This window comes from Geomonas sp. (genome assembly GCF_056994735.1).
The window spans coordinates 1-25078 of record NZ_JBXKJL010000069.1; the positions used below are offsets into that span (position 1 = coordinate 1).

Here is a 25078-nt window from a genome sequence, read left to right on the forward strand (position 1 = left end):
CAGCTTCCAAAACTGTCATTCCCGAAGCGATTCTGATCGGGAATCCAGCTCCTAAACGACGTGAAATCTGGATCCCCGATAAGGGCATTCGGGGATGACAATCTCATAGCGGAAGATTAGCGCTAATCAGTTTTTCTGTTGATCTGCAGGACCAAAAAACATAAAAGAATAGAGGCACTACCGCCACCGCCCCAGTTCGAATCCAGCACCGGGCGCGCCTCCCTGCGGGGATGGAAAAGCGGGATGCCAGGGAGAGTGAGCCATGAGCACCGTCACCAAGAGATCCGTCTGCCCGTTCGATTGCCCCGACACCTGCGGGCTAATGGTCGAAGTCGAGGGGGGAAAAGCCATCGGCGTGCAGGGGGACCCGGAGCATCCCTATACCCGCGGCCATCTCTGCCCGAAGATGCTCCACTACGAAAAGAGCGTCCACTCTCCGCTGAGGCTGACCACGCCCCTCAAAAGGAGCGGCCCGAAAGGGTCCGGCGAGTTCACTCCCATTTCGTGGGATGAGGCCGTCGCCACCATTGCCGAGCGCTGGCAGGTGATCATCGCCCGCTACGGCGCCGAGGCCATCCTCCCCTACTCCTATGCCGGCACCATGGGGCTGATCCAGAGGAATGCCGGGCATCCTTTCTTCCACCGGCTGGGAGCCTCCCGGCTGGACCGGACCATCTGTTCCCCGGCCAAGGGCGCCGGCTGGCAGGCGGTTATGAGCAAGACACCGACGCCCCACCCGGACAGCGCCGGCAAGAGCGACCTGCTGATCCTCTGGGGGATCAACGCGGCAGCGACCAGCATCCACTTCATGAATGCGGTGACACAGGTCAAGAAGAAGGGCGGCAAGGTCTGGGTGATCGACACCTATCAGACCCCGACCACCTCGGCCGCCGACCGGACCTTCCTGGTGCGCCCGGGGAGCGACGGGGCGCTGGCCCTGGGGATCATGCACCTCCTGGCCCGTGAGGGCCTTACCGATCAGTCCTTCATAGCCGGAAACGTCCTGGGCTTCGAGGAGCTGCAGCGGGAGGTGCTGGGGAATTTCACCCCCGCGGAGACCTCCCGCCTCACTGGGGTGGCGCCGGAAGTGATCGAGGAGATGGCCAGGGCCTACGGCGCCGCCCGCGCTCCCTTCATTCGCATGGGGAGCGGGATGTCGCGCTACGGAAACGGCGCCATGACCATCCGCTGCATCTCCTGCCTGCCGGCCCTGGTCGGCGCCTATGGCAAGGAGGGAGGGGGAGCCTTCCCCGACACCGCCACCGGCGGGGCCTTCGCCATGGAGATGGTCACGCGGGAAGACCTGATCAGGACGCCGACCAGGCTGGTAAACATGAACCGGCTGGGACACGCACTGAACGAGCTGGCCGCCCCGCCGATCATGGGGCTGTACGTCTACCACTCCAACCCGGCGGCGGTGGCACCGGACCAGAACGCGGTGCTGAAGGGGCTCGGGCGCGAGGACCTCTTCACCGTGGTGCACGAGCGCTTCCTGACCGACACGGCCCGCTACGCGGACATCGTCCTCCCCGCCACCTCCTCGCTCGAACACAGCGACCTTTACCGCGCTTACGGCACCTACTGCATCCAGAGGGCCAGGGCCGCCATCGAGCCGGTGGGGGAAAGCAAGTCCAACTGGGAGGTGTTCTCCCTTCTGGCCGCCGCCCTCGGCTTCGAGGAGGAGATCTTCACCCTGACCGCGAACCAGATGATCGACCGGCTGCTGGCCATCCCGACCCCCCTGCGGGCGGGGATCGATGTAGCGGCCCTCGAGGAGGGGCGGGCGGTGGAGCTGACCGTGGAGAGGAAGGGATACCTGACACCATCCGGGAAGATCGAGATCCTCAACGGCCTCCTCCCGCACCCGCTCCCGCGCTACCTCCCGACCCACGAGGAGCAGGGGAAGCACCCATTCAGGCTGATGACCGCCCCGACCCCCTATGCGCTCAATGCCACCTTCTACGAGCAGGAGGATCTGCGGAAAAAACAGGGGGGGATGCGGCTGCAGATGAATCCTGCCGACGCCGGGGCCAAAGGCCTTCAGGACGGAGAGCGGGTGGTGGCCTGGAACGAACTGGGCGAGGTCACCTTCCTTTTGAGCGTGACCGACAAGGTGCCGACCGGGGTGGTGGTGGCCGAAGGGGTGTGGTGGCTCTCGCATGCCCCCGGGAGCCGTTCCGTCAACGCCCTGACCTCGCAGCGTCTCACCGACCAGGGGGGAGGGAGCACCTTCTACGACAACCGCGTCGATGTCCGCCGCGAGTCCTAACGCAGCGCCATCGCAACTCCGCCTCCCCCCAAAAGCCCCTCCCAGGAGGGAGGGGGCAGGCTTGCGCGACGAAGGGCGCTTCAGCCCGCAGGCAGGGGGTGGGGGCAGCCGCCGCGAAGACGGGAGTCGAAGCTAGGGACTTCAGTCCCCTCGGGAATTTGCCCTCATGCTTTTGCCTAACCTGCCGATGTAGAAAGAATGAATCGGCAATTAAAGCAAAAGCGGGGGGAGCATGGAACCGAGTAACAAGATACTTCTGGAGAGCGGCACCAACGAACTCGAGATCGTAGAGTTTCGGATTGACGAGCGCGACAGCAAGGGAAACGTGATACCGTGCTACTTCGGCGTCAACGTTGCCAAGGTCCGGGAGATCATTCGCCTGCCCAACCTGCGCAAGGTGGTTAACGCCCACCCGGCCATATCGGGCATGATAAGGCTGCGGGACCAGGTGATCACCCTGATCGACCTCTCCCGGGCGCTGAACAAGGACACCGAAGGGATTGCCGCCGAGCGGGTCATCGTCCTCGAATTCAACAGGATCGTGGTGGGCATCCTGGTCCACTCCGTATCCCGCATCTACCGCATATCGTGGGAGAACGTGGAGCCGCCGGTCAAGGCCATCCACGACGCCAACATCACCGGCGTGGTCAAGATGGAGGACCGCATCATCCTGATCCTCGACTTCGAGAAGATCGTCGGCGAGCTTTCGCACAGCGACGCACTCTCGCGCCCCAGCGATGAGTTGCTGCTCGGCAATACGCAGGTAAACCGCGGGGACAAGACCATACTGGTGGCAGACGACTCCAAATTCATACGCAGCACCATCACCGGATCGTTGCGAGAGGCCGGGTACAAGGTGGTGGAGGCTGAAAACGGCGAGGAAGCCTGGGCGCACGTGACCGCGATGCGCGAGAAATGCGCAGAGAAAGGAACGTCCATCTCCGACATGCTCAACATGATCATTACCGACATAGAAATGCCGCGCATGGACGGCCTGCACCTTACCGCGCTGATCCGGAAGGAGTCGATCCTGGACCAGATCCCGGTGGTGCTCTTCTCCTCGCTGGCCACCGAGGACAACAAGGCCAAGTGGAAGAACCTCGGCGCCGACGACATCCTGACCAAGCCGGACCTTCCGAACCTAGTGGAAAGGGCGGATACGCTTGTCCTTTGAGGCGCCGCCCGAGCTCTCGGTCATCGTCCCTGTCTACAACGAGGAAGGGGAGATACCGCGCTTCCTCAGGGTCATGGCCCTGCAGCGGGAGATCAGCTTCGAACTTATCATCTCCGACGGCGGCTCCTCGGACCGCACCGTCGCTGTAGCAAAAAGGCTCTCACAGCCCCTTCCCTTCCCGGTCACGGTGATCGGGGGAGGGAAGGGGAGAGCCAGGCAGATGAACGCCGCCGCCGACCTTGCCCGATCCCAGCACCTCCTTTTCCTGCATATCGATTCCAGCTTCCCCGATCCCCTTGCGCTCCGGAAGGGGGTCGACGCGCTTTCCTTAGCCGCGCGCTCCGGCACGGCCAGGACCGCCGGCCACTTCACCCTCCGCTTCCATTTTGACGGCAGGATCCCCCTTCCCTACCGCTTCTACGGCGCCAAGGCAAGCATGGACCGTCCCGGCTGCACCCACGGAGACCAGGGTCTGCTGATCAGCGCCGACTTCTTCCGGGAGATCGGGCCCTTCGATCCTGCGCTGCCGCTCATGGAGGACACCTTCCTGGCCGAACGCGTCAGGGAGGCCGGGAGCTGGTTCCTCCTCCCCGCCATAATCAAGACCTCGCCTCGCCGCTTCCAGGCTGAGGGGCTTCTCCCCAGGCAGACGCTGAACGCCATCCTCATGAACCTCGCCTCGATCGGACGCTTCGACCTGATCGAGGCGATCAAGGAGAGCTACCGCAGCCAGGACGAGACCAAAACGCTTAGGCTTCGCCCTTTTCTCGATACCCTGAGGACGAGGATCGCGGAACTCCCGGCAGCGGAAAGGAAAGCCCTTTGGCGGGGGACGGGGGCGTACGTTCGTTCGAACGCCTGGCAGCTCCCTTTCTTCTTTGATGTGCTGTTTAGTGAGGGGGGAGGTGGAAAGGGGGGGATACTGCTCGCACTGCACGACCGGCTGATCGGCCGGCTCATCAACAACAGGATGGGCGATCTCTTTGCGGCGGAGCTGGTGTGGGTCTGGTTCAGGATTGCACTGCTGGTCTCGGGCTAGCTGACGACTTGCCCCTTCCCGCTTCTCATCTCGTCAAGAAAACTCTTCAGCACTGACGATTGCTTCTCTTCCAGCCCGGCGAACTCCACGCCGAAGCCCGCAGGAAGCGATGACTTCACCCGTTTCTTCCCCTCCTCGTTCACCCAGGCGACACTTGCCGGAACTTCAATGAGAGAAGGCATGGCCGCCGGAAGGTAGAAGGCCACTCGCAGCTGGGCATTCTCCCGCACCGGCAGATGGCTGGCGATGAAGCCCCCGTTGTCACCGAGATCAACGAGGTGGCCGTTTCCGAACTCCTTTCCCAGAAGGAGCAGCGCCGGGATATAGCAGGGAACGCGCAGCTCCCGCCGGTCGACAGCCTCCGCGTACTTGCGGGCCTTTTCCAGGAATTGGTGGCGGTCGATCGGCTTGGTGAGGTAGTCGTCGCACCCGGCCTGGGCAGCGCGTTCGCGGTCTTCGTCCCGTCCGACGGTGGTCAGCATTATCACGGGGATCTCGCAGAGGAAGGGGTCGGATTTGATCTTCGAGCAGCAGGTGATGCCGTCCATCTCCGGCATGTTCATGTCCATGAAGACCAGGTCGGGGGGGTCCTTCCTGATGATTTCCAGGGCCTCGACACCATTTCCCGCGGTAATGACATCGACGTCGGAACATTTCAGGAAGCTCTTCTCAAGTTCCAATATCAGCCGAGTATCGTCCACCAGCAGTATCTTCGGTCTCGCCACCTAAGCCCCCTATCGCAGTTGTCCTTGAACTCGCCCCACCGCCCTTCCGGCGGAGATTCCGCACATTAACCAATATCATTGAGGGTTTGTCAAGACCAATATCAAGAGACGGCGCCCTCTATTATTCTCAAGGGCCCTCTTCTGGCCATCAACGTTGCCGGTGGACTTGAAGTTGGTGTGTGCGCAATTGCGGGAGGTGCTCGGCCTCAGACTATGACGCGTACGAAATCGGGTATCGATCTCAGGCGAAGGGAGCCGCGGCCGAAGAAGTCGCCGTCGCACTGGACGGCCTTTGTTCCGGTGACTTCGATTTCGTGGGCGGGAAAAACCGAGACAGAGCGGCTGGGCCTGACCCGCCCGAAGGCCAGGAGCAGGGAAAGCTTCAGGTAGGTGAGCGGTCCCCCCTTGATGCAGACGACCTGGAAGCCGGGGGTGAAGAGGTCGGCCTCGCGGGTGAGGACGAAGTCTCCGCCGTACTTGGCGGCATTGCAGACGATGACGCTGTGACAGTAAAGGCTCCTGCCGCCGCCGCTGACCTTGATATCGCCACTGTCCCAGGCGAAGACCAGGCGAAGGGCGGAGAGGACGTACGCCAGTTTCCCCACGGCCCGCTTTTCCGCGAGCCTCACGCCCTGCACCACCGCCCCGTCGACCCCGGCCCCGGCCATCAGGACGAAGCGCTTCTTCACGCCGGCGCATTCCATCTCGCCGACGGGAATGACCCTGGATTCCCCGCGGGCTATCCGGTTGACGGCATCCTCGATGGAAACGATCTTCAGCTCGCGGGCCAGCACGTTGGAGGTGCCGAGGGGGATGACCGCCAGCGTAGCGGCGCCGGGAACCAGGCCATTGAGGACGCCGTTGACGGTACCGTCCCCGCCGGCCACCGCAATAAGGGGTGCGTCGTTTTCGGCGCAAAGACGCGCGGCGAAAAGGCCGGCATCGAGAGCGGTCCTGGTGGGGAGGAGTACCGGTTCCAGTCCGCTCTGCGTCAAGCGCGAAACAACGAGGTCGATTTTACTCTGGGAATAGCTTCCGGAGGTAGGATTCACAATCAAATAGCAGCGTCTTGCCAAAACATTTCACCTCATTTCATGTACACACCGGACCGACCTGATCTTTATACTAGAAAAGACTCCCAACCTCAATCCGCTTTCCCGACCTCGCCCTTGTCGCCATTTTTTTCAGGGGCGGCGAAGCGCCTCATATGCTCCACCATCGTCGTGAGCCTCTGATCGACCAGGAAATTGATTGTTCCTTCGGGGTACTTGCCGTCCGCCCCGGCCTTCCCGGCCGGGATGCCGGTGAGGATCTCGATGCCCTCGTCGATCTCGCTGACACTCCAGATTTGGAACTTGCCGTCCATGACCGCCTCCACCACCTCGTCATTGAGCATGAGGTTGCGCTCGTTGAGCTTCGGGATCATGACCCCCTGCTCACCGGTCAGCCCCTTGGCCTTGCAGACGGCGTAGAAGCCTTCGATCTTCTGGTTCACCCCGCCGATCGGCTGCACCTGTCCGTGCTGGTTGACGCTCCCGGTCACGGCGATTCCCTGCCGGATCGGGACGCCGGAAAAGGCGGAAAGAAGTCCGTAGAGCTCGGTGGAAGAGGCGCTGTCCCCCTCCACCCCCTCGTACGACTGCTCGAAGCAGATGGAGGCGGAGAAGGAGAGCGGCTTCTCCTTGGCGAATTTCCCCCCGAGGTACCCGGTGAGGATCATCACCCCCTTGTCGTGGATCGGCCCGGAAAGCTTCACCTCCCGTTCGATGTTGACCATCCCCGCCCGCCCCAGCGAGACGCGGGTGGTGACGCGGGACGGCCTGCCGAAAGAATAGTCTCCCATGGTCAGCACCGAGAGGCCGTTGATCTGACCTACGACGCTCCCCGCGGTGTCGCAGAGAATCGTCCCCTCGGCGAGGTACTCCTGGATCCGCTCCTCCATCCGGTTGGAGCGGTAGATCTTCTCCTCCACCGCCTTCTTGACCCATGTGCGATCCACCACCAGGGCGCCGCCGCGCTCGGCCCAGTAGCTCGCCTCGCGGATCATGTCCGACAGTTCCATGAACTGGGCGGAGAGCCTCTCCTGGTCTTCCACCTGCCGCGAGGCATGCTCCAGGAGCGCGGCCACCCCGGTTGCGTCGAAGGGGAGTAGCCCCTCCTTCTTGCAGTGGGTGGCGACGAAGAGGGCGTAGTCCTGCATGACCTCGGGGCTGCGGTTGATCCTGCTGTCGAAGTCGGCCTTCACCTTGAAGAACTTCCGGTAGTCCGGCTCCAGGTAGAACAGGAGGTAGTAGATCCAGAGGGAGCCGATCATGATGATCTTGGCGTGCAGCGGGATCGGCTCCGGCTTCAGCGAGACCACGGTCATGAAGCGGTACTGCTCCAGCACGTCCTCGATTTTTATCTCGGAGTTCCTGATGCAGCGTTTGAGCGACTCCCAGGCGAAGGGGTTTATCAGCACCTCGCGGGCGTCGACGATCAGGTACCCCCCGTTGGCCCGGTGCAGCGCGCCCGGCTTGATGAGGGTGAAATTGGTGCTGGCCATCCCCCCCATCTGCATGATGTTTTCAATGCGGCCGAAGAGGTTGTTGTAGGTGGGGTTGGTTTCGAAGATGATGGGAGCACCGCTGTCGGGGTCGTTCTCCACGATGACGTTGACATCGTAGCGTTCGAAGGTCGGCTCCTGCTTGGGAAGCTTCAGGCCCGGGATCTGGGGGGGCTGCGCCTGCGGCTTGAAGTCCTCGAGGTTCAGCAGCAGGTCCTCCTGCACGCTCTCCAGGTAATGAAGGACCTTCTGGAAACCGGCGTACTTCTCCTTGAGAGGGTCCAGGTGGTGACCGATGGCGGAGATGCCCAGCTCGCGGTCCAGCTGGGCCAGGGCGTCACGGAGCCCCTTCTCGTTCTCCCGGACCTGCCTCAGGGCGTCGTTGAGCTTTTCGGTGAGGTCACGTCCCAGCCCGTCCATCCTCTCCCGTTCGTCCTTCTCCAGCGCCTCGTACTCCTCCTGGGTATAGTTGCGCCCTTCCTTCTGCGGCACTATCACCAGCCCTGATACCGTCCGCTGCAGGGCGAAGCCCTTCTCCGAGGCCTCCCGCTCGAGATCCGCGAAGATATCCCCGTTTTTCTCCTGGTACTGCTCGATGATGGTGACCCGGTCGGTCTCGTAGTCCTTGCTCTCCAGAGCGGTGGGTATGTTGGAGCGGACGTAGTCGAGGAGCTCCCTCATGTCCTCGGCGAGCTCGGGGCCTTTCCCTGCTGGAAGGGAAAGAGCGACGGGAGAGTCGGGATTTTCGAAGTTGTTGACGTAGCACCAGTCGGGAGGAGGTGCGGTGTCAAGGACCCGTTTCCTCAGGATCGTGCAGATCGTGGAACTCCTGCCGGTCCCGGATTCTCCGGCCAGGTAGAGGTTGAAGCCATGATTTGACATGCCGAGTCCGAAATCGATCGAGGCGATGGCGCGCTCCTGCCCGATCCCCCCTTCGAGTTTGGCAATGTCGCTGGTGGTGGTGAAGGTGAAAACGGCGGGGTCACAGACCCACCTCAGTTTCGCTACGGGGACCTTGAAATCGGTTTCGGACATGGCTCCCTCCTTGGATACAGCTCACCTGGGGGCACAACTCCTTCCCTTCGACAACCTCGTTTCAGCCGCGGGGCATTGACCTTTCCAGCCTATCTCCGAATCGCGTCCGGACCAGTTCCTTGACGTTGTCCATCCCGGGCCGGTCACCCCGCTCCAGGGCCAGGGAGGTGATCGGGCAGCCCACCATCCCGCAGGGGTTGATGAGGCCGAAGGCGGAAATGTCGGGGGAAACGTTGAGGGCAAAGCCGTGCATGGAAATCCAGCGTCTCACTCCGACACCTATGGAGGCGAGCTTCCCTTTCGCCGTCCAGACCCCGGTACGCCCGGGGATGGTGAAACTGTCCACCTGCAGCGAGGTGTTCAACTCGACCAGGAACTCCTCGATGAAACGTAGGTAGCGGTGCAGATCCCGGCCGCGTGCGCCCAGGTCGAGTATCGGGTACCCCACCAGCTGACCGGGTCCGTGGTAGGTCACGTCGCCACCCCGGTTGACCCGCAGCGCGTTGATGCCGGGATCAAGGAGATTGGAAAGATCGCCGCCGGCGCCGATGGTATAGACGGGATGATGCTCGAGGAGGAGCAGGGTTTCCTCACCCCCCTCGACGACTTCCGCTGCCAGCCGCTCCTGGATCTCCAGGGCATCCTGGTAGCCGATCGTTTGCAGATCCTGTACTATCATGCATCCTTCCCGTGAAGCCGTTCGTGCTGAGCCTGAGTCCCCCCTCCCCTTTGCGGGAGGGGGCGAGGGGGTGGGGGAAGGTGCCACGAAGACCTACGGCGAGAGGTAGGTCGAGAGCAAATCCCCCCTGTCCCCCCTTCGTTAAAGGGGGGGACGCCGTGGCTGCTGCTAAGATGTTAGCCACCGCTACGCGTGTATCGCCCTCTTGTCCACGTCCAGGGCGGCCTCCCTGAAGGCCTCGGAGAGGGTCGGGTGGGCGTGCATGGTGAGGGCGATGTCCTCGGCGCCGCCGCCGAAGGCCATGACCGTTACCGCCTCGGCAATCATGTCGGAGGCACGTGGCCCCAGGATGTGGACCCCCAAAAGCCGCCCCCCCTCGCTTTCAGCCAGCACCTTGACGAAGCCTTCGGTCTCGTCCATGCACTTGGCCCGCCCGTTGCCTATGAAATTGAACTTCCCGACCTTGTAGGAGATCCCTTCCTCCTTGAGCGTCTCCTCGGTCTTTCCCACCGAGGCCGCTTCGGGCCAGGTGTAGCAGATGCCGGGGATGCAACCATAGTCGACCTGACTCGGTTCTCCCTTCATCCTCTCCACGCAGACCGCCCCTTCGTCCATGGCCTTATGCGCCAGCATCGGACCGGCAACGAGGTCGCCGATGGCGTAGATACCGGGGATAGTGGTCCGGTAGTCGCCATCGACCACCACCCGCCCCCTGTCCATGTCGACGCCGATCTTCTCCAGGCCAAGCCCCTCCGTCAGCGGCCTGCGCCCCACCGCCACCAGCACCTTGTCGCACTCTATCTCCTCGGCGCCGCCCTGGTGCTCGACCCGGGCCACCAGCCGTTCGTTCCGCTTCTCGACGCCGGCGACCTTGGCCTCCATCATGAAGCTCATTCCCTGTTTCTTCAGGGACCTCAGCAGGGCCTCCGCCACCTGGCCGTCGCTGCCAGCCACCAGACGCGGCAGCATCTCGACCACGGTCACCTGGGCCCCCAGCCTGAGCCAGACAGAGCCGAGCTCGAGACCGATGTAACCGCCTCCCACCACCAGCAGATGCCCCGGCACCCGGCTGAAGGAAAGTGCTTCCCGGGCGCTCACCACCGTCTCTCCGTCGAAGGGGAGCGAAGGGAGCTGCGCCGCCTCACTTCCGGTGGCGACGACGATCTTCCTGCCCAGTAGCGCGGCGGGAGCGGCACCGGAAACCTCTACCTGGTGCACCCCTTCCGCGTTCGCCCCTAGGAGCCTTCCCTCTCCGGCGAAGGAGTGGATCTTGTTCTTCTTGAGGAGGAAGGCGACACCGTCGGTTAGCTTCTTGACCACGTCGTCCTTGCGCGCCATCATCTTCCCCAGGTCCAGGGAGGGGGGTGGTATCTCGATCCCGTGTACCGAAAAGCGGTCGCGGGCCAGGTGGAAGAGCTCGCTGGAATCGAGCAGCGCCTTGCTCGGTATGCACCCCTCGTTGAGGCAGACCCCGCCCATGCTCTCCCGCTTCTCCACCACGGCGACCTTCATACCCAACTGTGCTGCGCGGATGGCGGCCACATAGCCGCCGGGCCCCGCACCGATGACGATCAGGTCGAATACTTCGTCAGCCATGTTCCCTCCAGTTATGCCCAGCCGGTGTTCCATGATGCCCCTGCCAGACCGATTCCGCCGCCGGCCTGCCCCCCTAACCCTCCAGCAGCATCTCCTCCGGCTCCTCTATGTACTCCTTGACCATCTTCAGGAAGCCGACCGCTCCCTTGCCGTCGACGATCCGGTGGTCATAGGAAAGGGCCAGGTACATCATGGGGCGGATTACGATTTCTCCGCTCCTGACCACGGCGCGGTCCTGGATGGCGTGCATCCCGAGCACCCCGCTCTGCGGCGGGTTGAGGATCGGGGTGGAGAGGAGGGAGCCGTAGATGCCGCCGTTTGAGACGGTGAAGGTGCCCCCTTCGAGGTCGGCGATGGCCAGCCGGTTGGTCCGTATCTTCTCCCCGAATTCGGCGATGCGCTGTTCGATCTGGGCCAGGGCCAGGGATTCCGCGCCCCGCAGGACCGGCACCACCAGTCCCTTCTCGCTCCCCACGGCAATGCCGATGTCGCAGTAATTATGGTAGACGATGTCATCGCCCTCGATGCTGGCGTTGACCTCCGGGAATTCCCGCAGGGCCTGGCAGCAGGCCCGCACGAAGAGCGACATGAAGCCGAGCTTGACCTGGTGGCGTTTCAGGAAGTACTCGCCGTGCTTCTTGCGCAGCATGATGACCTGCGACATGTCCGCTTCGTTGAAGGTGGTCAGCATCGCCGTCTGCTGCCGCACGGAGACGAGCCGCTCGGCTATGCGCTTGCGGATGGGGGGCATCGGCTTGCGTGTGATCCGCTCCGCACCTTCCTGCGGCGCCGGGGTGGGCGATGGTGCCTCCGTCTTTGCGGCTCTTGCTCCACGAGGCGGCGCGGCTGACGGCTCCCTCGCCTCGGAGCGGGCCGATCCGCGGACGGCCGAAGGCTCCTGCCCCCTCATGAGGTCCTCGATGGTGACCCTTCCCCCTCTCCCCGTACCCCTCAATCCGCGGGCATCGACCCCCATCTCTCGAGCCAGTTTCCGGCCGGACGGTGACATGGGCGGGGCCGGCTGACCGGCGGCCTCCGGCTGTGGCTCACGCACGGGCGAAGGAGTCGGCTGGGGCTCGCGGACAGGGGGCTGCTCCGGCTTGGGCTCCGGGGGCTGAGGCCTGGCCGAGGAAGCGGGCGCTTTTTCCGCCGCCGGTGCCGGTCCTTCGGGAGCAGCTTCGGCCCCCTCCTCGATAGTCGCTATCACCGTCCCTATCTTGACCGTCTCCACTTCCGGAACCAGGATGTGCAGGATGCCGTCCGCCTCCGCTGTCACCTCCAGGGTCACCTTGTCCGTTTCTATCTCGCAGAGAGGCTCATCCCTGACCACCCTCTCGCCGTCCTTCTTAAGCCACCTGGCGATCAGGGCCTCGAATACGGATTCCCCGACTGACGGCACCTTGATATCCATAACGCCCCCATACCTTAACCTATTCCGACTCTTCAACGGCAAGGACCGGCAACGCCGCGCCACCCGCCGGCCCGGCACCCGGTCCTTCCGCGGGAGGGTGTCCGCTGCAGCATATCTTGATCAAAGGGAAAAATGACGTCGGCGACCGGAGGAGCTATTCGTTCAGCGCCTCGTTGATGATCCGCTCCTGCTCCACCCTGTCCAGCCGGTGGGATCCCGAGGCCGGCGCCGCCGCGTCCGGGCGCCCGACGTAGCGCGGGTTCGCCCCCAGCATCTGGGCCAGCCTGTTCCTGATGAAGCGCCAGGCCCCCATGTTGCGCGGTTCCTCCTGGACCCAGCTGAAACGGGTCCCGCTCGGGTATCTCTGCAGCTGGTCCCGCAGCAGGTCGGTGGCCAGCGGGTAGAGCTGCTCCAACCTCACCAGGGCCGTCCCCTTCACCTCGTCCTTGACGATCCTTTCGGCGAGGTCGTAATAGATCTTCCCGGTGCAGATCAGGACCTGCCTGGCACTGCCGTCAGGCGCCGGTTCGGCGATGACCTCCTCGAAGTGCCCCGAGGTGAGCTCTTCGAGCTGGGAGACGCACATGGGGTGACGCAACAGGCTCTTGGGAGTGAAAAGGACCAGCGGCTTGCGGAAGTTCTGCAGCACCTGCCGTCTCAGGAGGTGGAAGAGTTGGGCAGGGGTGCTGGGGTAGACGATCTGCATGTTTCCGGCGGCGGCAAGCTCGAGGAAGCGCTCGATCCTGGCGCTGGAGTGCTCCGCCCCCTGCCCCTCGTAGCCGTGCGGGAGCATCAGCACCACGCCGCTTGGGCGCTCCCACTTGGCCTCGCCGCTGGCGATGAACTGGTCGATGATGACTTGTGCGCCGTTGGCGAAGTCCCCGTACTGGGCCTCCCAGATGGTCAGCACCTCCGGCGCCTCGAGGGAGTAGCCGTAGTCGAAACCGAGCACCGAGAACTCGGCCAGCATGCTGTCGTAGGCGCGGAAGAGCGCCCGTCCGGGGGCGACGTTGTTGAGCGGGTAGTGGGTGGCTCCGGTGTGCTGATCGAAGAGGGCGCCGTGGCGATGGCTGAAGGTGCCGCGGCGGACGTCCTGGCCGGAGAGCCGGACGGAGATGCCCTGGTCGAGGAGTGTCGCGAAGGCCAGGCTCTCGACATTGCCCCAGTCGAGCACCCCACCTTTCACTACAGCCTCGCGGCGCTTCTGGATGAGGGCCGCCACCTTGGGATGGATGTTGAAGCCTTCCGGCATGGCCGAGAGCCGCTCCGAGACCTCGAGCAGTGTCTGTACCGGCACCGCCGTCTGCACCGGCTCCCTCGGGACACCCGGCTTCATCCCGCTCCAGCGTGCCAGGAAGGCCGACTCGGTGGGCCCGGCGCCGCGCTCCCCCCCCTGCCGGATATTTTCCGAGACCTCGCGCTCGATCGCCTTCAGCTCCTCCTCCTCGAAACCGTCCGAGAGGAGCTCCATCTCGTAAAGGGCGTGCAGTTGGGGACGGAGCTTGATCTGCTGATACATGAGCGGCTGGGTGAAGTAGGGCTCGTCCCCCTCGTTGTGCCCGTACCTGCGGTAGCAGATGACCTCAACCACCACGTCGCGGTGGTAGCGCTGGCGGTAGGCGAGGGCGAGCTCGGTGACGTGCACCACGGCCTCGGGGTCGTCGCCGTAGACGTGGAAAACGGGAGCCCGCACCATCTTCGCCACATCTGTTGCGTACTGACTGGATCTCGCGTCCTTTGGGAGCGTGGTGAAGCCGATCTGGTTGTTGACCACGACGTGGAGGGTGCCGCCGGTGCGGTAACCTTCCAGCTGGGAGAGGTTGAGCGTCTCCGCCACCACCCCCTGCCCGGCGAAGGCCGCATCGCCGTGGATCAGCAGCGGCAACACCCTCTCCTCGGCCCCCTCCCCGATCCGGTCCTGGCGGGCGCGGCACTTCCCCTCCACCACAGGGTCGATGGCCTCGAGATGGCTCGGGTTGGAGGTCAGGGTGAGATGGACGGAGTTCCTGGCCACGGTGACGTCGGCGGAGTACCCCTTGTGATATTTGACGTCCCCCTCGCCCACCACACCGTACTCGGCGTTGTCGGCGAACTCGGCGAACATGCTCTCGTAGGGCATACCGAAGATGTTGACCAGTACGTTCAGCCTCCCGCGGTGCGGCATCCCCAGGACGATGTCGGTGACCCCGAGGGACGCGGCCCTGGCCACCGCCGCGTCCAGCAGGGGGATAAGCACGTCTCCCCCCTCCAGCGAGAAGCGGGTCTGTGCGGGGAACTTCTTCTGCAGGGCCCGTTCGAAGAGGGCCGCCTCCTTGAGGTTGCGCAGCATGGTGAGCCGCTGGTCGCGGGTGAAGGTCCCGCGGTTCAAGGTCGGCTCCATCTGGTCGATCAGCCACTGGCGCTCGTCGGGGTCCTGGATGTGCATGAACTCGACGCCGATCGAGCCGCAGTAGGTGCTTCTCAGCACCTGCACGATCTCCTTCAGGGTGGCATCGGGATTCATGAAACGACGGGTGTGGAATGTCTTATCGAGATCGGATTGGTCGAGGCCGAAGGCGGAAAGCGAGAGGAGGGGGTGGTCGATGGCACAGGGGGAGAGGGGATCAGTGCAGGCCAGCAGGTGGCCGATGTCGCGGTAGCGGTAGATGAGGGACTGGACCCCCGACTGCTTCAGGCATTGCTCGGGCGTGGGCGGGGCCCCGGCCGGAGCCTCCCCCCCCTGCGCCAGATCGAATCCGGCAAAAAAGGCGCGCCAGTCGTCAGAGAGCTCATGCGGGCGTTCCTTCCATATCCGGTACTGGCTCTCGATCCAGAGGGGGCTCAGGTTGTCCAGCATGCCCATCGTCTGCTCCTTTCATGAAATGGCCTAATTCATGAATATTACGAAGTGTAGCAGATGGGGGGTCGCTTTCAAGCGTCGCGCTTCCTGGCGTAGCGCCAGACGGAGACCTTCTCCATGGTGATCATCCCGCCGTCGATGATCTCGGCGACCTTGGGGAGGACGGCGTCGAAACGCTGCCGGTCGTCGACCACCTCGACCACCACCGGCAGATCCGACGTGAGCCGCAGCAGCCGGTCGGTGTGGTACATGCTGTGCGGGCCAAACCCGGCAATGCCCCGTAAGACGGTGGCGCCGGCAAACCCTTCCTTGCGGAAGAGTTCGACCAGTGCCTCGTAGATCGGAACATGCTGGAACTTGTCGCCCTCGCCAATGAAGATCCTTACCAGTACCTGTTCACCTAAATCGTCTGTAACCATATGGACTCCGTGACTACCTGAACTTCCACCCGATGCTGGCCCCGATGATGTCGGAGCTCGACTCTGGCTGGAAATACTGCCACAGCCCCACGGTCTTGCGCGGCGACTCCGCGAACCTGAAGCCTTCGTAATTGACCGTGACCTTCAGGTGCTTGTAGGAACAACCGGCCTCGGCGAAGGCGCTCCACCTTCTGCCGGGATGTAGGGTAAGGTCGTCACCGCCCAGATCGACGGTGTTGGCGTTGTAGAAGGGATACTTGCCGCCCCCCTCGACAAAGACGGTAAAACCGGAGTCGGCCTGGTAGCGCCCGCGGGCACCGATACGGCCGTAGAAGGTCTGCCAGTACTCGGTATAGCCGGTGACGGGACTCCCGCCGGAGGTGGTTGAGTCGTGGAGGTCCCTCAGCCACCAGCGGTAGCCCATCCCGGCAAAGGGCTCGAACAGGAACCGGCCGTCTGGTACCCGGTAGCCCGCGTCGAGCTCCTCCCGGATGCCGAAGTAGGAGACGTCAGTGGAGACGGGAACCACCACGGGCTCCTGGGTTTCTCCGCTATAGTCCATTTCGCCGCCGAAGATCTCGCCCTTGGCCTTCAGATGGAACCCGGAATCGAAGGCCGCGCCGACCACAACCCCGCCGGAGTACAGTATCCCGTTTTCCTTAAGGATCCGCCTGCCGTCGTTAAACTCCTCCCAGTTGAAGTGCTGGCCCGAGAGAAACGGTGTCAGTTCATCGAGGGATGCCGCAGATGCCGTCCCGGCACAGCAGGAAACGAATGATCCTGCCACCACGGCCGCCTTGATGCCCGCCATTTTCTTCATTTATTCAGGCGCCTCCTCTTTCTTCTTCCGCGGCGCCCTCGGCTTCTTCGGTTGGTCGGCCGCCGGCGTGGCCGGTGCGGGTCCCGCCTCTTCCTTTGCAGCCTTCTTTGCCTTCGGCCTTGCCTTCCTTTTCTCGGGAGCGGCAACAGCCTCACCCGCTATTGCCCCGGTATCGGGGACCGGTGCGGCACTCGCCAGCGGGCCCGCTCCCGGCACCGGCGCGAGGATCGGTTCCGCCGGGAAGGCGGCCTCGGGCTGAGCTTCACCCCCACCAGTCGGCGCTACGGCGGCCGCCCCCTTGGCCCTCGCAGGCTTCCGCGCCTTCTTGGCCGCAGGAGGAGCGGCTTCGGCTACTGGTCCGGCTGCAGGCTGCTCGAAGGCTCCTTCGGCCGGGACAGGTTCGGTCGGCGGCACAGGGGAAGGCTCGAAGTGCGGTCCCGCCGCCGGTTCGGCCACGGGGGCAGCGGCAGGTTCCGTAGCCGGAGTTTGGGCAGCAGGCGCCGCCTCCGTCTCCTTAGCAGCCCGACGCGCTCTGCTTCGTTTTGCCTTGGGAGCTTCCGTTGCGGCGGGAGCCTCGGCAACCGGCGTCTCCGGCGCACCCTGCGGCGATATCGGCTGTGGCGGTGCCAGCTCTGCCGGGACGACCTCCGTTCCGGCCGCCTCTGCAGCGGAAACCGGTGCCTGGGCCTCTGCCGCAGTCTCTTCCACCCCTGCCGGCTCCGCCCCTTTTTTCCGGCGGCGGCTACTGCGGGGTTTACCCGCTGCCGGCGCGGCCTCAGCTTGCGGAGCCGATGCAGCCTCGACACCCTCTTCGGCCTGCATGACCGTTTCCTGCGCCACCACCCCGCCGGCCTGCTCCATGGCAACGGAGGCAGCCGCTTCCAAGGCGGCACCTTCGTGTCCCTTTCCGCGCCTTCTCTTGCGCCGGCGCTTCTTCTTCACCTCTTCGCCCGCGTGCTCCGCCAGGGCTTCAGGCTCGTGCTCGGCGCCCTCTGCCTCCTCCGGCGGGACCGTGCCAGTACCTGCGGCGGGAAGGTCGACGGCGATCTCTACTGGCTCGCCGGCATGACGCTCACCGGGAGCGGCGGCCTCGGCAGTGAGACCCTTGCCGCGTCTGCGCTTGCGGCGCCGCTTTTTCTTCTGTTCCTCCGGTTCTCCCTCGGCCGTGACCACCCTCTCGGCGCCTCCCGGTTCGGTGACCAGTGCGATGGGAACCCCTTCCGCACCCTCCGGGAAAAGCTCGGCCTCGGCCAGCGCCGCGGAAGCGGGCACCAACCCGGAAACCGCCCCTTCGGTCAGAGCGTAAGGTGCCTCTTTTCCGGGAATTTCGGGATGAACCGCGCCCTCGGGAAGGGCTGCGATCTCGGAGACGGCGGCCTCGACCTCGGCCGGCGGCTTGGCCTTCCCTCTTTTCCTCTTCTTGCGTCCCTCTGCGGGAGCGGCCTCCTGGGGATGAGCCTCTTCCTTCGCCTGCGGCCGGACATGCGGCCTTTCCTGCGGCAGTTCCTCCTGGGGAAGTTTCTCCCTCTTGACCAGCTCCAGCTCCATCTGGTTCAAAAGATAGGAGGGCTTTCCCTTGACGGTGACTTCGATGTCGTAATCGCTCTCGATCCGGGACAGCTCCTGCCTCTTGCGGTTGAGGAGGTAATAGGCGACTTCCAGCGGCAGGCTCCCCACCACCTCGGCGATGGTCCCCTTGGCCGCGGCGGCGTGAACCTTGCGCAGGAAGGAGAGGGCCATGGCCTCTACCGACTTGACCTTGCCCCGTCCGTCGCAGTGGGGGCACTCCAGGGTGCTGGCCTGGTTGAGGGTCTGGCGGATGCGCTGCCGGGACATCTCCAAGAGCCCGAATTCGGAGATCCGGGCCACGTTGACCCGCGCCTTGTCCGCCTTAAGCGCCGTCTTCAGCGTCTTCTCGACCTCGGCATTGTGCTTTCTGTCGCGCATGTCGATGAAGTCGATGACGATCAGGCCGCCCAGGTCGCGCAGCCTAAGCTGCCGCGCAGCCTCCTCGGCCGCCTCGAGATTGGTCTTGAAGGCGGTATCCTCGACACCTTTCTCGCCGGTCGATTTCCCGGAGTTGACGTCGATCGAAACCAGCGCCTCGGTCGGCTCGATGAAGATGGAGCCGCCCGATTTCAGCGGCACCTTCTTCTCGTAAATGAGGTCGATCTGCTCCTCCAGCTGGTAGCGGGAGAAGATCGGTCGCTTCTCCTGGTGCATCTTGACCAGCTTCTCGAACTGGGGGTCGATCTCCTTCAGCGCCTCGCGGACGTCCTTGAAGACATCCTTGCTGTCGACCAGCACCTCGTCGATGTCGGAGGAGAAGTAATCCCTGATGGTCCTGATGATCAGGGCCGACTCCTGGTAGATGAGCCCCGACCCCTTCATGGTGGCGCCTTGCGACCTCACCCCCTCGTAAAGGGAGATCAGGGAGTCGAGGTCCTTCTGGAGTTCCTCGCGGGTGCGCCCCATGGCTTCGGTCCGGATGATGTAGCCGTAACCGGGCGGGATGGTCATCTCCGAGATGATTTCCTTGAGCTTCTTGCGCTCCGACTCGTTCTCCACCTTCCGGGAGATGCCGGCGGAGTCGCTCCCCGGCATCAGCACCATGTAACGCCCCGGGAGCGAGACGTAGGTGGTCAGTGCCGAACCTTTGTTGTCGCGCTCGCCCTTCTCGACCTGGACGATCAGTTCCTGCCCCCTGCGGAGCACCTCCTGAATGCGCGGGCGGCGGTGCCTCTGGTCCTCGGGGATGTCGTCGCGCCACTTGTGGTACTCCGGGTGGATCTCCCCCATCTGGAGGAACCCCAGCTTTTTCAGCCCCACGTCCACGAAGGCCGCCTGCAGTCCGGGTTCCACCCGGACCACCACGCCACGATAGATGTTGCCGCGGATCTGCTCACTTCCCGCAATCTCCACGTCCAGATCCACCAGACGTCCGTCCTCAACGATCGCTACCCGCGCCTCTTCGGCGTGCAGCGCATTGATCAGCATCTTTTTTCCCATAAATTCTTATATTTCCTTTCGTTGCGGCATGCGTGGCGCCAGAGGGAAATCCGCTCCAGCGCGCTTCGCAGCCCGTTTTGGTCTTGGCCTCCGAAACAGAGGCCGGCAAGCTTCTCTATATGCATCCCCCATCCAGGGGTGGCAATATTAATGAAAACCGAGTGATTATAGCAGACTTTACGGCCCTCGCACATAAAAAAGCGCAAGGTTCATGCGGTATTGCGGGGACAGCGGTTATCGGGCCACTCACACCCTCCATCATTAAAGATGCGGTGAAACATTCTTCACGCCCTCCGCCACCGACAATCCGCCTATAAATCAGCACATTGGAGCAGCAGCCTTTCCCTGACGACGGCCTGCCCCCTTTCGCCTCCCCCGCCGCCCCTCCCGATCACCCGGAGTTCACGGCGGGAAGAGATTTAAATTTGTGATCCTGCGGATTTATGATATTTTGCCCGAACTTCGGCAGCGCGCAAGGGGTGGCGAAAGGATGAACGGCATAAGAGTAGACACGACACCGCTAAATCCAATCTATCTGGAGATGGGTGCGGCCGTGCAGGACTCACAGAGGCTGGAGCTTTATATCTCCTTCATCGTCACCCTGCTGATCGAGCTCAGCGGCGGTACTCTATCGGACGATGAGTTCAAAGGATGGATGGACAGCCTCGGAGCTCAGACACTCGGCCGCCTGATGGAGGAGATCAAGAAGAAGGTGGGATTCACCGACAGCGCCGTCGATGGGCTGAGAAAGGCTCTCAGGGCCAGGAACTTCCTGATCCACCGTTTCTACAATGAGCGCTCGGACCTCCTTCTCAACCAGCAGGGACGCGAGAGGGCCCTCCACGAGATCAGGCACAAAAGAGAGATCATCAACAAGGCCAATGCCATGCTCGATCCTGTCATGAACGACCTCATCAGGCTGAAAGGGATCGACATAGAGCAATTCAGGGAAGAGATACAGAGAAGCTTCGAGAGCTGAGAACAACCAAAGGAGGGACCTTGGTACGAGATTTCCAGAATGTAGGTGCTGTCGCCCACGTAATCCAGCTCTCAGTCGCGCCGGTGTTCCTGCTGACCGCCGTCGGGACCATGCTCGGCGTGATGACCAACCGCTTGGCACGAGTCATCGACCGTGCCCGAATCCATGAGGGGAAGCTGGAATCGGCCCGGCCCGAGATGGTGCCCAAGCTGCACGCCGCCTTGGCCACCCTGTCCCGCCGGGCGGACCTGATCGGGCGGGCAATTTTCCTCTGCACCGCCACCGCCGTACTCGTCTGCACGGTCATCGCCCTCCTCTTCCTCGGCGACTACCTCCGCTACGACATGTCGCTTCCGGTCGCCGTGCTTTTCATCGTCGCCATGCTGTTGCTGGTCACGGGGCTGATCAATTTCCTGAGGGAGATCTTCATCGCCAAGGCCAGCCTGCAGATAGGGCCCAATTAGGTGCCAGAGGCAAATCCCCCTTGCCAAAGGGGTGCTGGGGGGGGGATTTAGGTGGCAGCAGTCACACTGGAAAGGAGCTGACCTATGAACAAACCGACCGGCACCCCCCTCCCCGCCTTCCCTGTCTTCGACAGCCACTTTCACATCATCGACAGCCGTTTCCCGCTGGTCCCGAACCAGGGGTTCATGCCCGACGATTTCACCTGCGACGACTACCTGAAGAGGACCGCCTGCATGGCGTTGAAGGGGGGCGCCATCGTATCGGGATCGTTCCAGGCCATGGACCAGTCCTACCTGGTCGACGCCCTCGCCAGACTGGGGAGCGGCTTCGTCGGTGTCACCCAGCTGCCGGCAACCGTCAGCGACGAGGAGGTGCTGAAGCTTGACAGGCTGGGGGTGCGCGCGGTGAGGTTCAACATCAAGCGCGGAGGCTCCGAGACGGTAGAGCACCTGGAGCAGATGGCCCGCAGGATCCATAACCTCGCCCGCTGGCATGTCGAGCTTTACATCGACTCCCGGGACCTCGCCGACCTCAAAGGGATCCTGGCGGCTCTTCCCGCCGTGAGCATCGATCATCTGGGGCTTTCTAAGGAGGGGTTGCCGGCCTTGCTGGCCCTGGTCGAGAAGGGGGTCCGGGTGAAGGCCACGGGATTCGGGCGGGTCGACTTCGACGTGAAGACAGCCCTGAAGGAGATCTCTGCAGCCAATCCGGATGCGCTGATGTTCGGGACCGACCTGCCGTCAACCCGCGCGCCGCGCCCCTACCGGGACGAGGACCTGCTGCTGGTGCTGGACGCGTTGGGCGAGGAGATGGGGAGAAAGGCCCTTTACCACAACGCCGCGGCCTTCTATCGCCCCTGACGTGGGCCTGCTGGTTTGACGGGCCTGCCGAACAGTCGCAGCAGGAGAGCGGAAGTGAAGAGCCCCAAACCTTTCATGTCTCAATACCTGTTCCCCAGTAGATCCTGATAGCTTAACAGGTTCTTCAGCTGCATGTTGGTTCCCACCGCGATCCCCGGTTTCACGCGATACGTCACCTTGATGTTCCTCTTCTCCCCCGCCCCAACCTGATCGAAGCGCCAGATGAAGATGCCGTTTTCAGCCTTGGCGAAGGATGGATCCGCCGCGACCAGTTCGAGCTGCGGCGGCAGCACGCTCTGCACGGTAACATCCTTGGCCAGGTTCGAGCCGCGGTTGAGGAAGTTCAAGTCGAGGGAGGAGACTTCGCCGGGTCTGAGCCTTCCACCTTTGGCCGACATGGTGAGGTCGATAACTGGGCGGGAGTAGGCAAGCTGGAGGTTGACCGCTGCGGAGCGGTCTGCGGCATTTTCGGGCTCGAAGAACACGACGGCAGGCGCTACAGCTCCGTCCTTGGCCGAGACAGGTGTGGCAATTTCCAGGACAAGGTAGGCTTCTTCCTTGGGGGAAAGAGGGCCCGCATGGTTGATGATGGGCTCGTTCACCTGCCTCTTGCCGTCCCTGTTGAGGTCATCAAAGAAGGTGTAGGTGGCGCCGGCGGGGACAGTCGCCTTGATGGCAAAGACCTCCCGCACGTTGCCGGTATTGGTAACGATGACGGGGACCGATACGATCTCCCCGGGGATGACCACGATCTTGTCGGCGGTAGTCCGGGCGGCGACCCCGCTTACCCTCTGCACCACGCTGGTGGCTGAGACGACCGATTCCTTCTTGTCGAGGGTGTTGTTGATGATGTCTGCCCGGACAAAGAGCTCCTGTCCGGCCAGGGCCTCATCCTTGAGCTGGAACGAGAGGTTGAGGTCCCGGTTCTCTCCGGAGTTGAGCTGCAGGCTGTCCAGCACCAGAGCCCCCTTGCTTTCCTGCTTGAACCCGGAAGGTAGGGACTCGGCAGGCTCGTACTGCGGAGGGTAGCTGACCCGGATGGTGACGGCGCGGGCGGGAGCGGTCCCGATGTTCAGCAACGAGATCCGGTAGGCGACCTTCTCTCCCGGCAGGAGCTTGGCCTTGTCGGTCTTCACCACGGCACGCAGCAGCGGCGCGGTGGAAGCCAGCACCATCTCTCTGGACAGCGAGGCTTCCCGGGCGAAGGCGGAAGCGATCTTCACGGGGTAGCTGTTCTTCTGGCCGTCTATGTTGGTGCGCGGGATGCTCCCGACCGCAACGGCACGGAACTTCTCCCCGACTGCCAGCATCGGAGTGGCGGTGATCGGGATATCAGGTGTCGAGGCGGCGGCGAAATGGAGGTCATACTCGCGGGGGAAACCTGACTCCAGCGAGAAGCTGTCGCTGCCATTGCCGGTGTTGGTGATGTCGATGGGAATGGAGAAGCGCTGCCCGACCTCCTCGGTTTCCGGCGCAGGTCCGACATTGACCTGAAGATCGGCGAACTGGGTGACCTCGAGGGTAAAGACCTGCGAGACTTCCCCCTGCGCGGCCGGCCCGGCTGCTTTGGCCTGGGCGGGATATTCGATTCCCAGCTGGTGCAACTTGGCAGAGGCGCTGGAAGCGGCAACAGTCCCGGGGAATTTATCGATCACCGTCTTGTACGCGGCGATCGCCTCTTCGCGGAGCTCCTGCCTCTCCTGCTGGACAGCTCTTTCACGGGGAGCGTCGGAGGCAGCCCTATCCCCAGCAGAGGGCGCAGCGGCGGTTTTGGCAGCGGCAGGTTCCTGCTCCGCTACCGCTCTCCTTTCCTGAGTGGCAACGGGCTCTCCTGAAGCAGGCGCTTTGGCATGTTTCAGTGAAGCATCGCCCGTCTCCCCTTTCCGATACTTCTCAGCCAGTGCGACAAGAGGCTCCTCTACCGTTCCCTTCAGTGGGCTATCGGGGTAATCGCGCAGGAACTGGGCCATGTACTTGCCGGCGTCCTGCTCGTTCCCCGCCTTGTAGTTCGCCCTGGCCAGCCAGAAGAGGGCCATGTCCTTCAGTGAGGTGTCAGGATACTTCTTCAGCAGGCTGGACATGTTATGAATGGCCGACTGATAGTCCTTCTTCTGATAGGCATTGAACCCGGAGATGAAGATCTGTGAGTCTTCAGAATCTAGAGAGAATGCGGGGGCTGGGAGAAGAGCGGAAACAAGGAGCGAGACAGCCACTACTCTCAGCAATGATGCGCGGAAAACCTTATAAAAATGCACGAGATGAACCTTTCCGAGCCACTTAGGGTTAGAGGGATGAATGTTGACGGAAAGTACCATCATAGACAACCGTTGTCAACGCACAATGGCGTTTCAACTTCACGCGTCGGCCCGGAATTCACTTGGATTTTCGTGAAGTTGGACTGCAGCGGGGCAGCAGGTTCATTGGTTGGCAACACGGTTGACATGGCGGTACTTCTTGGATACCATCGCTCCCGCTGTAACTACTGCATCTCGCCCTCCCCCCAAGCCGCTGCTACTGGAAGAGTTGTCACTACTACTGGTTCTAGACCGGAAGGTTGTAACTCTCTCCTTTACCGGGGCACCTGATGAGAGAGAAACGTAAGGCTGAACTTACTGAAGCCCAAGATGGAGACAAAACAAAAACTAATTAGCGCTAATCTTCCGCTATGAGATTGTCATCCCCGAATGCCCTTATCGGGGATCCAGATATCACGTCGTTTAGGAGCTGGATTCCCGATCAGAATCGCTTCGGGAATGACAGTTTTAGAAGCTGGCGGAAGATTGGTACTAATCAGGAAACAAAATGAGCACTATGCCGACAAGGAACAGCACTTGGGACTTGGTCTCGGAGTATCTCCCAAGTGAGCAAATGAGGAAACACTCCCTTGCGGTAGAGGCGGTGATGAGGTATATGGCGCTGAAGTAAGGCGAGGACGTTTATCCCGCTGTGCTAATATTGAAAAGGTAAAGGAGGTCACCGATGTCCCCCTCATTTCGCCCCCGCGGCCCGAAGACGGTCCTTCCAAAGAGCGCGGAAGAGATCGACGAGATAGTGCGGAAGATGAAGGGCGAGCAGACGCGGCCGGAAAACTACCGCGAGCGCTCGCTCAAACTGCACGGCTGGATCTGCGCCAAGTGCGGCAGGGAGTTCGAGCTGTCAAACCTGTACCTGCTGACCGTTCATCACAAGGATGGAAATCACAACTACAACCCTC

18 protein-coding genes are annotated in these 25078 nt (G+C 62.8%); 7 read left to right on the forward strand and 11 right to left on the reverse strand.

Annotated elements, in window-relative coordinates; all coding sequences use genetic code 11:
* The first annotated feature begins 262 nt into the window (after positions 1-262).
* The 3 genes from AC11W3_RS03270 to AC11W3_RS03280 all read left to right on the forward strand — a co-directional run bounded on the left by AC11W3_RS03270 (position 263) and on the right by AC11W3_RS03280 (position 4482).
* Entirely contained in the window at positions 263-2269 is a 2007-nt protein-coding gene (locus tag AC11W3_RS03270; RefSeq protein ID WP_484092474.1) for a molybdopterin oxidoreductase family protein, read from the forward strand.
* A 232-nt stretch (positions 2270-2501) separates the two neighbouring features.
* A complete protein-coding gene (locus tag AC11W3_RS03275; protein WP_484089030.1) occupies positions 2502-3443 on the forward strand; it encodes a chemotaxis protein in 942 nt (313 codons plus the stop codon).
* The gene (locus tag AC11W3_RS03280; protein WP_484089029.1) at positions 3433-4482 is read left to right on the forward strand and encodes a TIGR04283 family arsenosugar biosynthesis glycosyltransferase; all 1050 of its coding nucleotides are present in this window, start codon (positions 3433-3435) and stop codon (positions 4480-4482) included. The genes AC11W3_RS03275 and AC11W3_RS03280 overlap by 11 nt, the downstream gene beginning before the upstream one ends.
* Here the strand turns inward: AC11W3_RS03280 and AC11W3_RS03285 are convergent.
* The 10 genes from AC11W3_RS03285 to AC11W3_RS03330 all read right to left on the reverse strand — a co-directional run bounded on the left by AC11W3_RS03285 (position 4479) and on the right by AC11W3_RS03330 (position 19560).
* A complete protein-coding gene (locus AC11W3_RS03285) occupies positions 4479-5207 on the reverse strand; it encodes a response regulator (protein WP_484089028.1) in 729 nt (242 codons plus the stop codon). The two genes, AC11W3_RS03280 and AC11W3_RS03285, sit on opposite strands and share 4 nt — an antisense overlap.
* A 206-nt stretch (positions 5208-5413) precedes the next feature.
* Positions 5414-6283, reverse strand: a complete 870-nt coding sequence (locus AC11W3_RS03290; protein ID WP_484089027.1) for a diacylglycerol/lipid kinase family protein — start codon at positions 6281-6283, stop codon at positions 5414-5416.
* 68 nt (positions 6284-6351) lie between these two features.
* Positions 6352-8787 carry a Lon protease family protein gene (locus AC11W3_RS03295; RefSeq protein ID WP_484089026.1) on the reverse strand — a complete coding sequence of 812 codons (2436 nt, stop codon included), beginning with the start codon at positions 8785-8787 and terminating at the stop codon, positions 6352-6354.
* A gap of 61 nt (positions 8788-8848) precedes the next feature.
* A complete protein-coding gene (gene lipB, locus AC11W3_RS03300; RefSeq protein ID WP_484092475.1) occupies positions 8849-9466 on the reverse strand; it encodes a lipoyl(octanoyl) transferase LipB in 618 nt (205 codons plus the stop codon).
* A 186-nt stretch (positions 9467-9652) separates the two neighbouring features.
* Positions 9653-11062 carry a dihydrolipoyl dehydrogenase gene (gene lpdA / locus AC11W3_RS03305; RefSeq protein WP_484092476.1) on the reverse strand — a complete coding sequence of 470 codons (1410 nt, stop codon included), beginning with the start codon at positions 11060-11062 and terminating at the stop codon, positions 9653-9655.
* A gap of 73 nt (positions 11063-11135) precedes the next feature.
* Positions 11136-12473: a 2-oxoglutarate dehydrogenase complex dihydrolipoyllysine-residue succinyltransferase gene (gene odhB / locus AC11W3_RS03310; protein WP_484092477.1), complete on the reverse strand. Its 1338-nt coding sequence runs from the start codon at positions 12471-12473 to the stop codon at positions 11136-11138.
* A gap of 154 nt (positions 12474-12627) precedes the next feature.
* On the reverse strand, positions 12628-15315 hold the full coding sequence (locus AC11W3_RS03315; RefSeq protein ID WP_484089022.1) for a 2-oxoglutarate dehydrogenase E1 component: 2688 nt from the start codon (positions 15313-15315) through the stop codon (positions 12628-12630).
* Between the two features lie 68 nt (positions 15316-15383).
* Positions 15384-15731: a DUF190 domain-containing protein gene (locus tag AC11W3_RS03320; protein WP_484089021.1), complete on the reverse strand. Its 348-nt coding sequence runs from the start codon at positions 15729-15731 to the stop codon at positions 15384-15386.
* A gap of 13 nt (positions 15732-15744) precedes the next feature.
* On the reverse strand, positions 15745-16551 hold the full coding sequence (locus tag AC11W3_RS03325; RefSeq protein WP_484089020.1) for a hypothetical protein: 807 nt from the start codon (positions 16549-16551) through the stop codon (positions 15745-15747).
* On the reverse strand, positions 16552-19560 hold the full coding sequence (locus AC11W3_RS03330) for an Rne/Rng family ribonuclease (RefSeq protein ID WP_484089019.1): 3009 nt from the start codon (positions 19558-19560) through the stop codon (positions 16552-16554).
* Between the two features lie 490 nt (positions 19561-20050).
* Here AC11W3_RS03330 and AC11W3_RS03335 point away from each other — a divergent pair, with 490 nt between their 5' ends.
* From AC11W3_RS03335 to AC11W3_RS03345, 3 genes are all read left to right on the forward strand, one after another.
* Positions 20051-20539 (forward strand): hypothetical protein, encoded by a 489-nt coding sequence (locus tag AC11W3_RS03335; RefSeq protein WP_484089018.1) that lies wholly within the window; start codon positions 20051-20053, stop codon positions 20537-20539.
* A gap of 20 nt (positions 20540-20559) precedes the next feature.
* Positions 20560-21003 carry a DUF2721 domain-containing protein gene (locus AC11W3_RS03340; RefSeq protein WP_484089017.1) on the forward strand — a complete coding sequence of 148 codons (444 nt, stop codon included), beginning with the start codon at positions 20560-20562 and terminating at the stop codon, positions 21001-21003.
* An 84-nt stretch (positions 21004-21087) separates the two neighbouring features.
* The gene (locus AC11W3_RS03345) at positions 21088-21864 is read left to right on the forward strand and encodes an amidohydrolase family protein (protein ID WP_484092478.1); all 777 of its coding nucleotides are present in this window, start codon (positions 21088-21090) and stop codon (positions 21862-21864) included.
* A gap of 80 nt (positions 21865-21944) precedes the next feature.
* Here AC11W3_RS03345 and AC11W3_RS03350 read toward each other — a convergent pair whose 3' ends face one another.
* Positions 21945-24089 (reverse strand): tetratricopeptide repeat protein, encoded by a 2145-nt coding sequence (locus AC11W3_RS03350; protein WP_484089015.1) that lies wholly within the window; start codon positions 24087-24089, stop codon positions 21945-21947.
* 754 nt (positions 24090-24843) lie between these two features.
* Between AC11W3_RS03350 and AC11W3_RS03355 the strand changes: the two genes are divergently transcribed.
* The coding region (locus AC11W3_RS03355; protein ID WP_484092479.1) for an HNH endonuclease family protein at positions 24844-25078 on the forward strand (235 nt) is incomplete at its 3' end.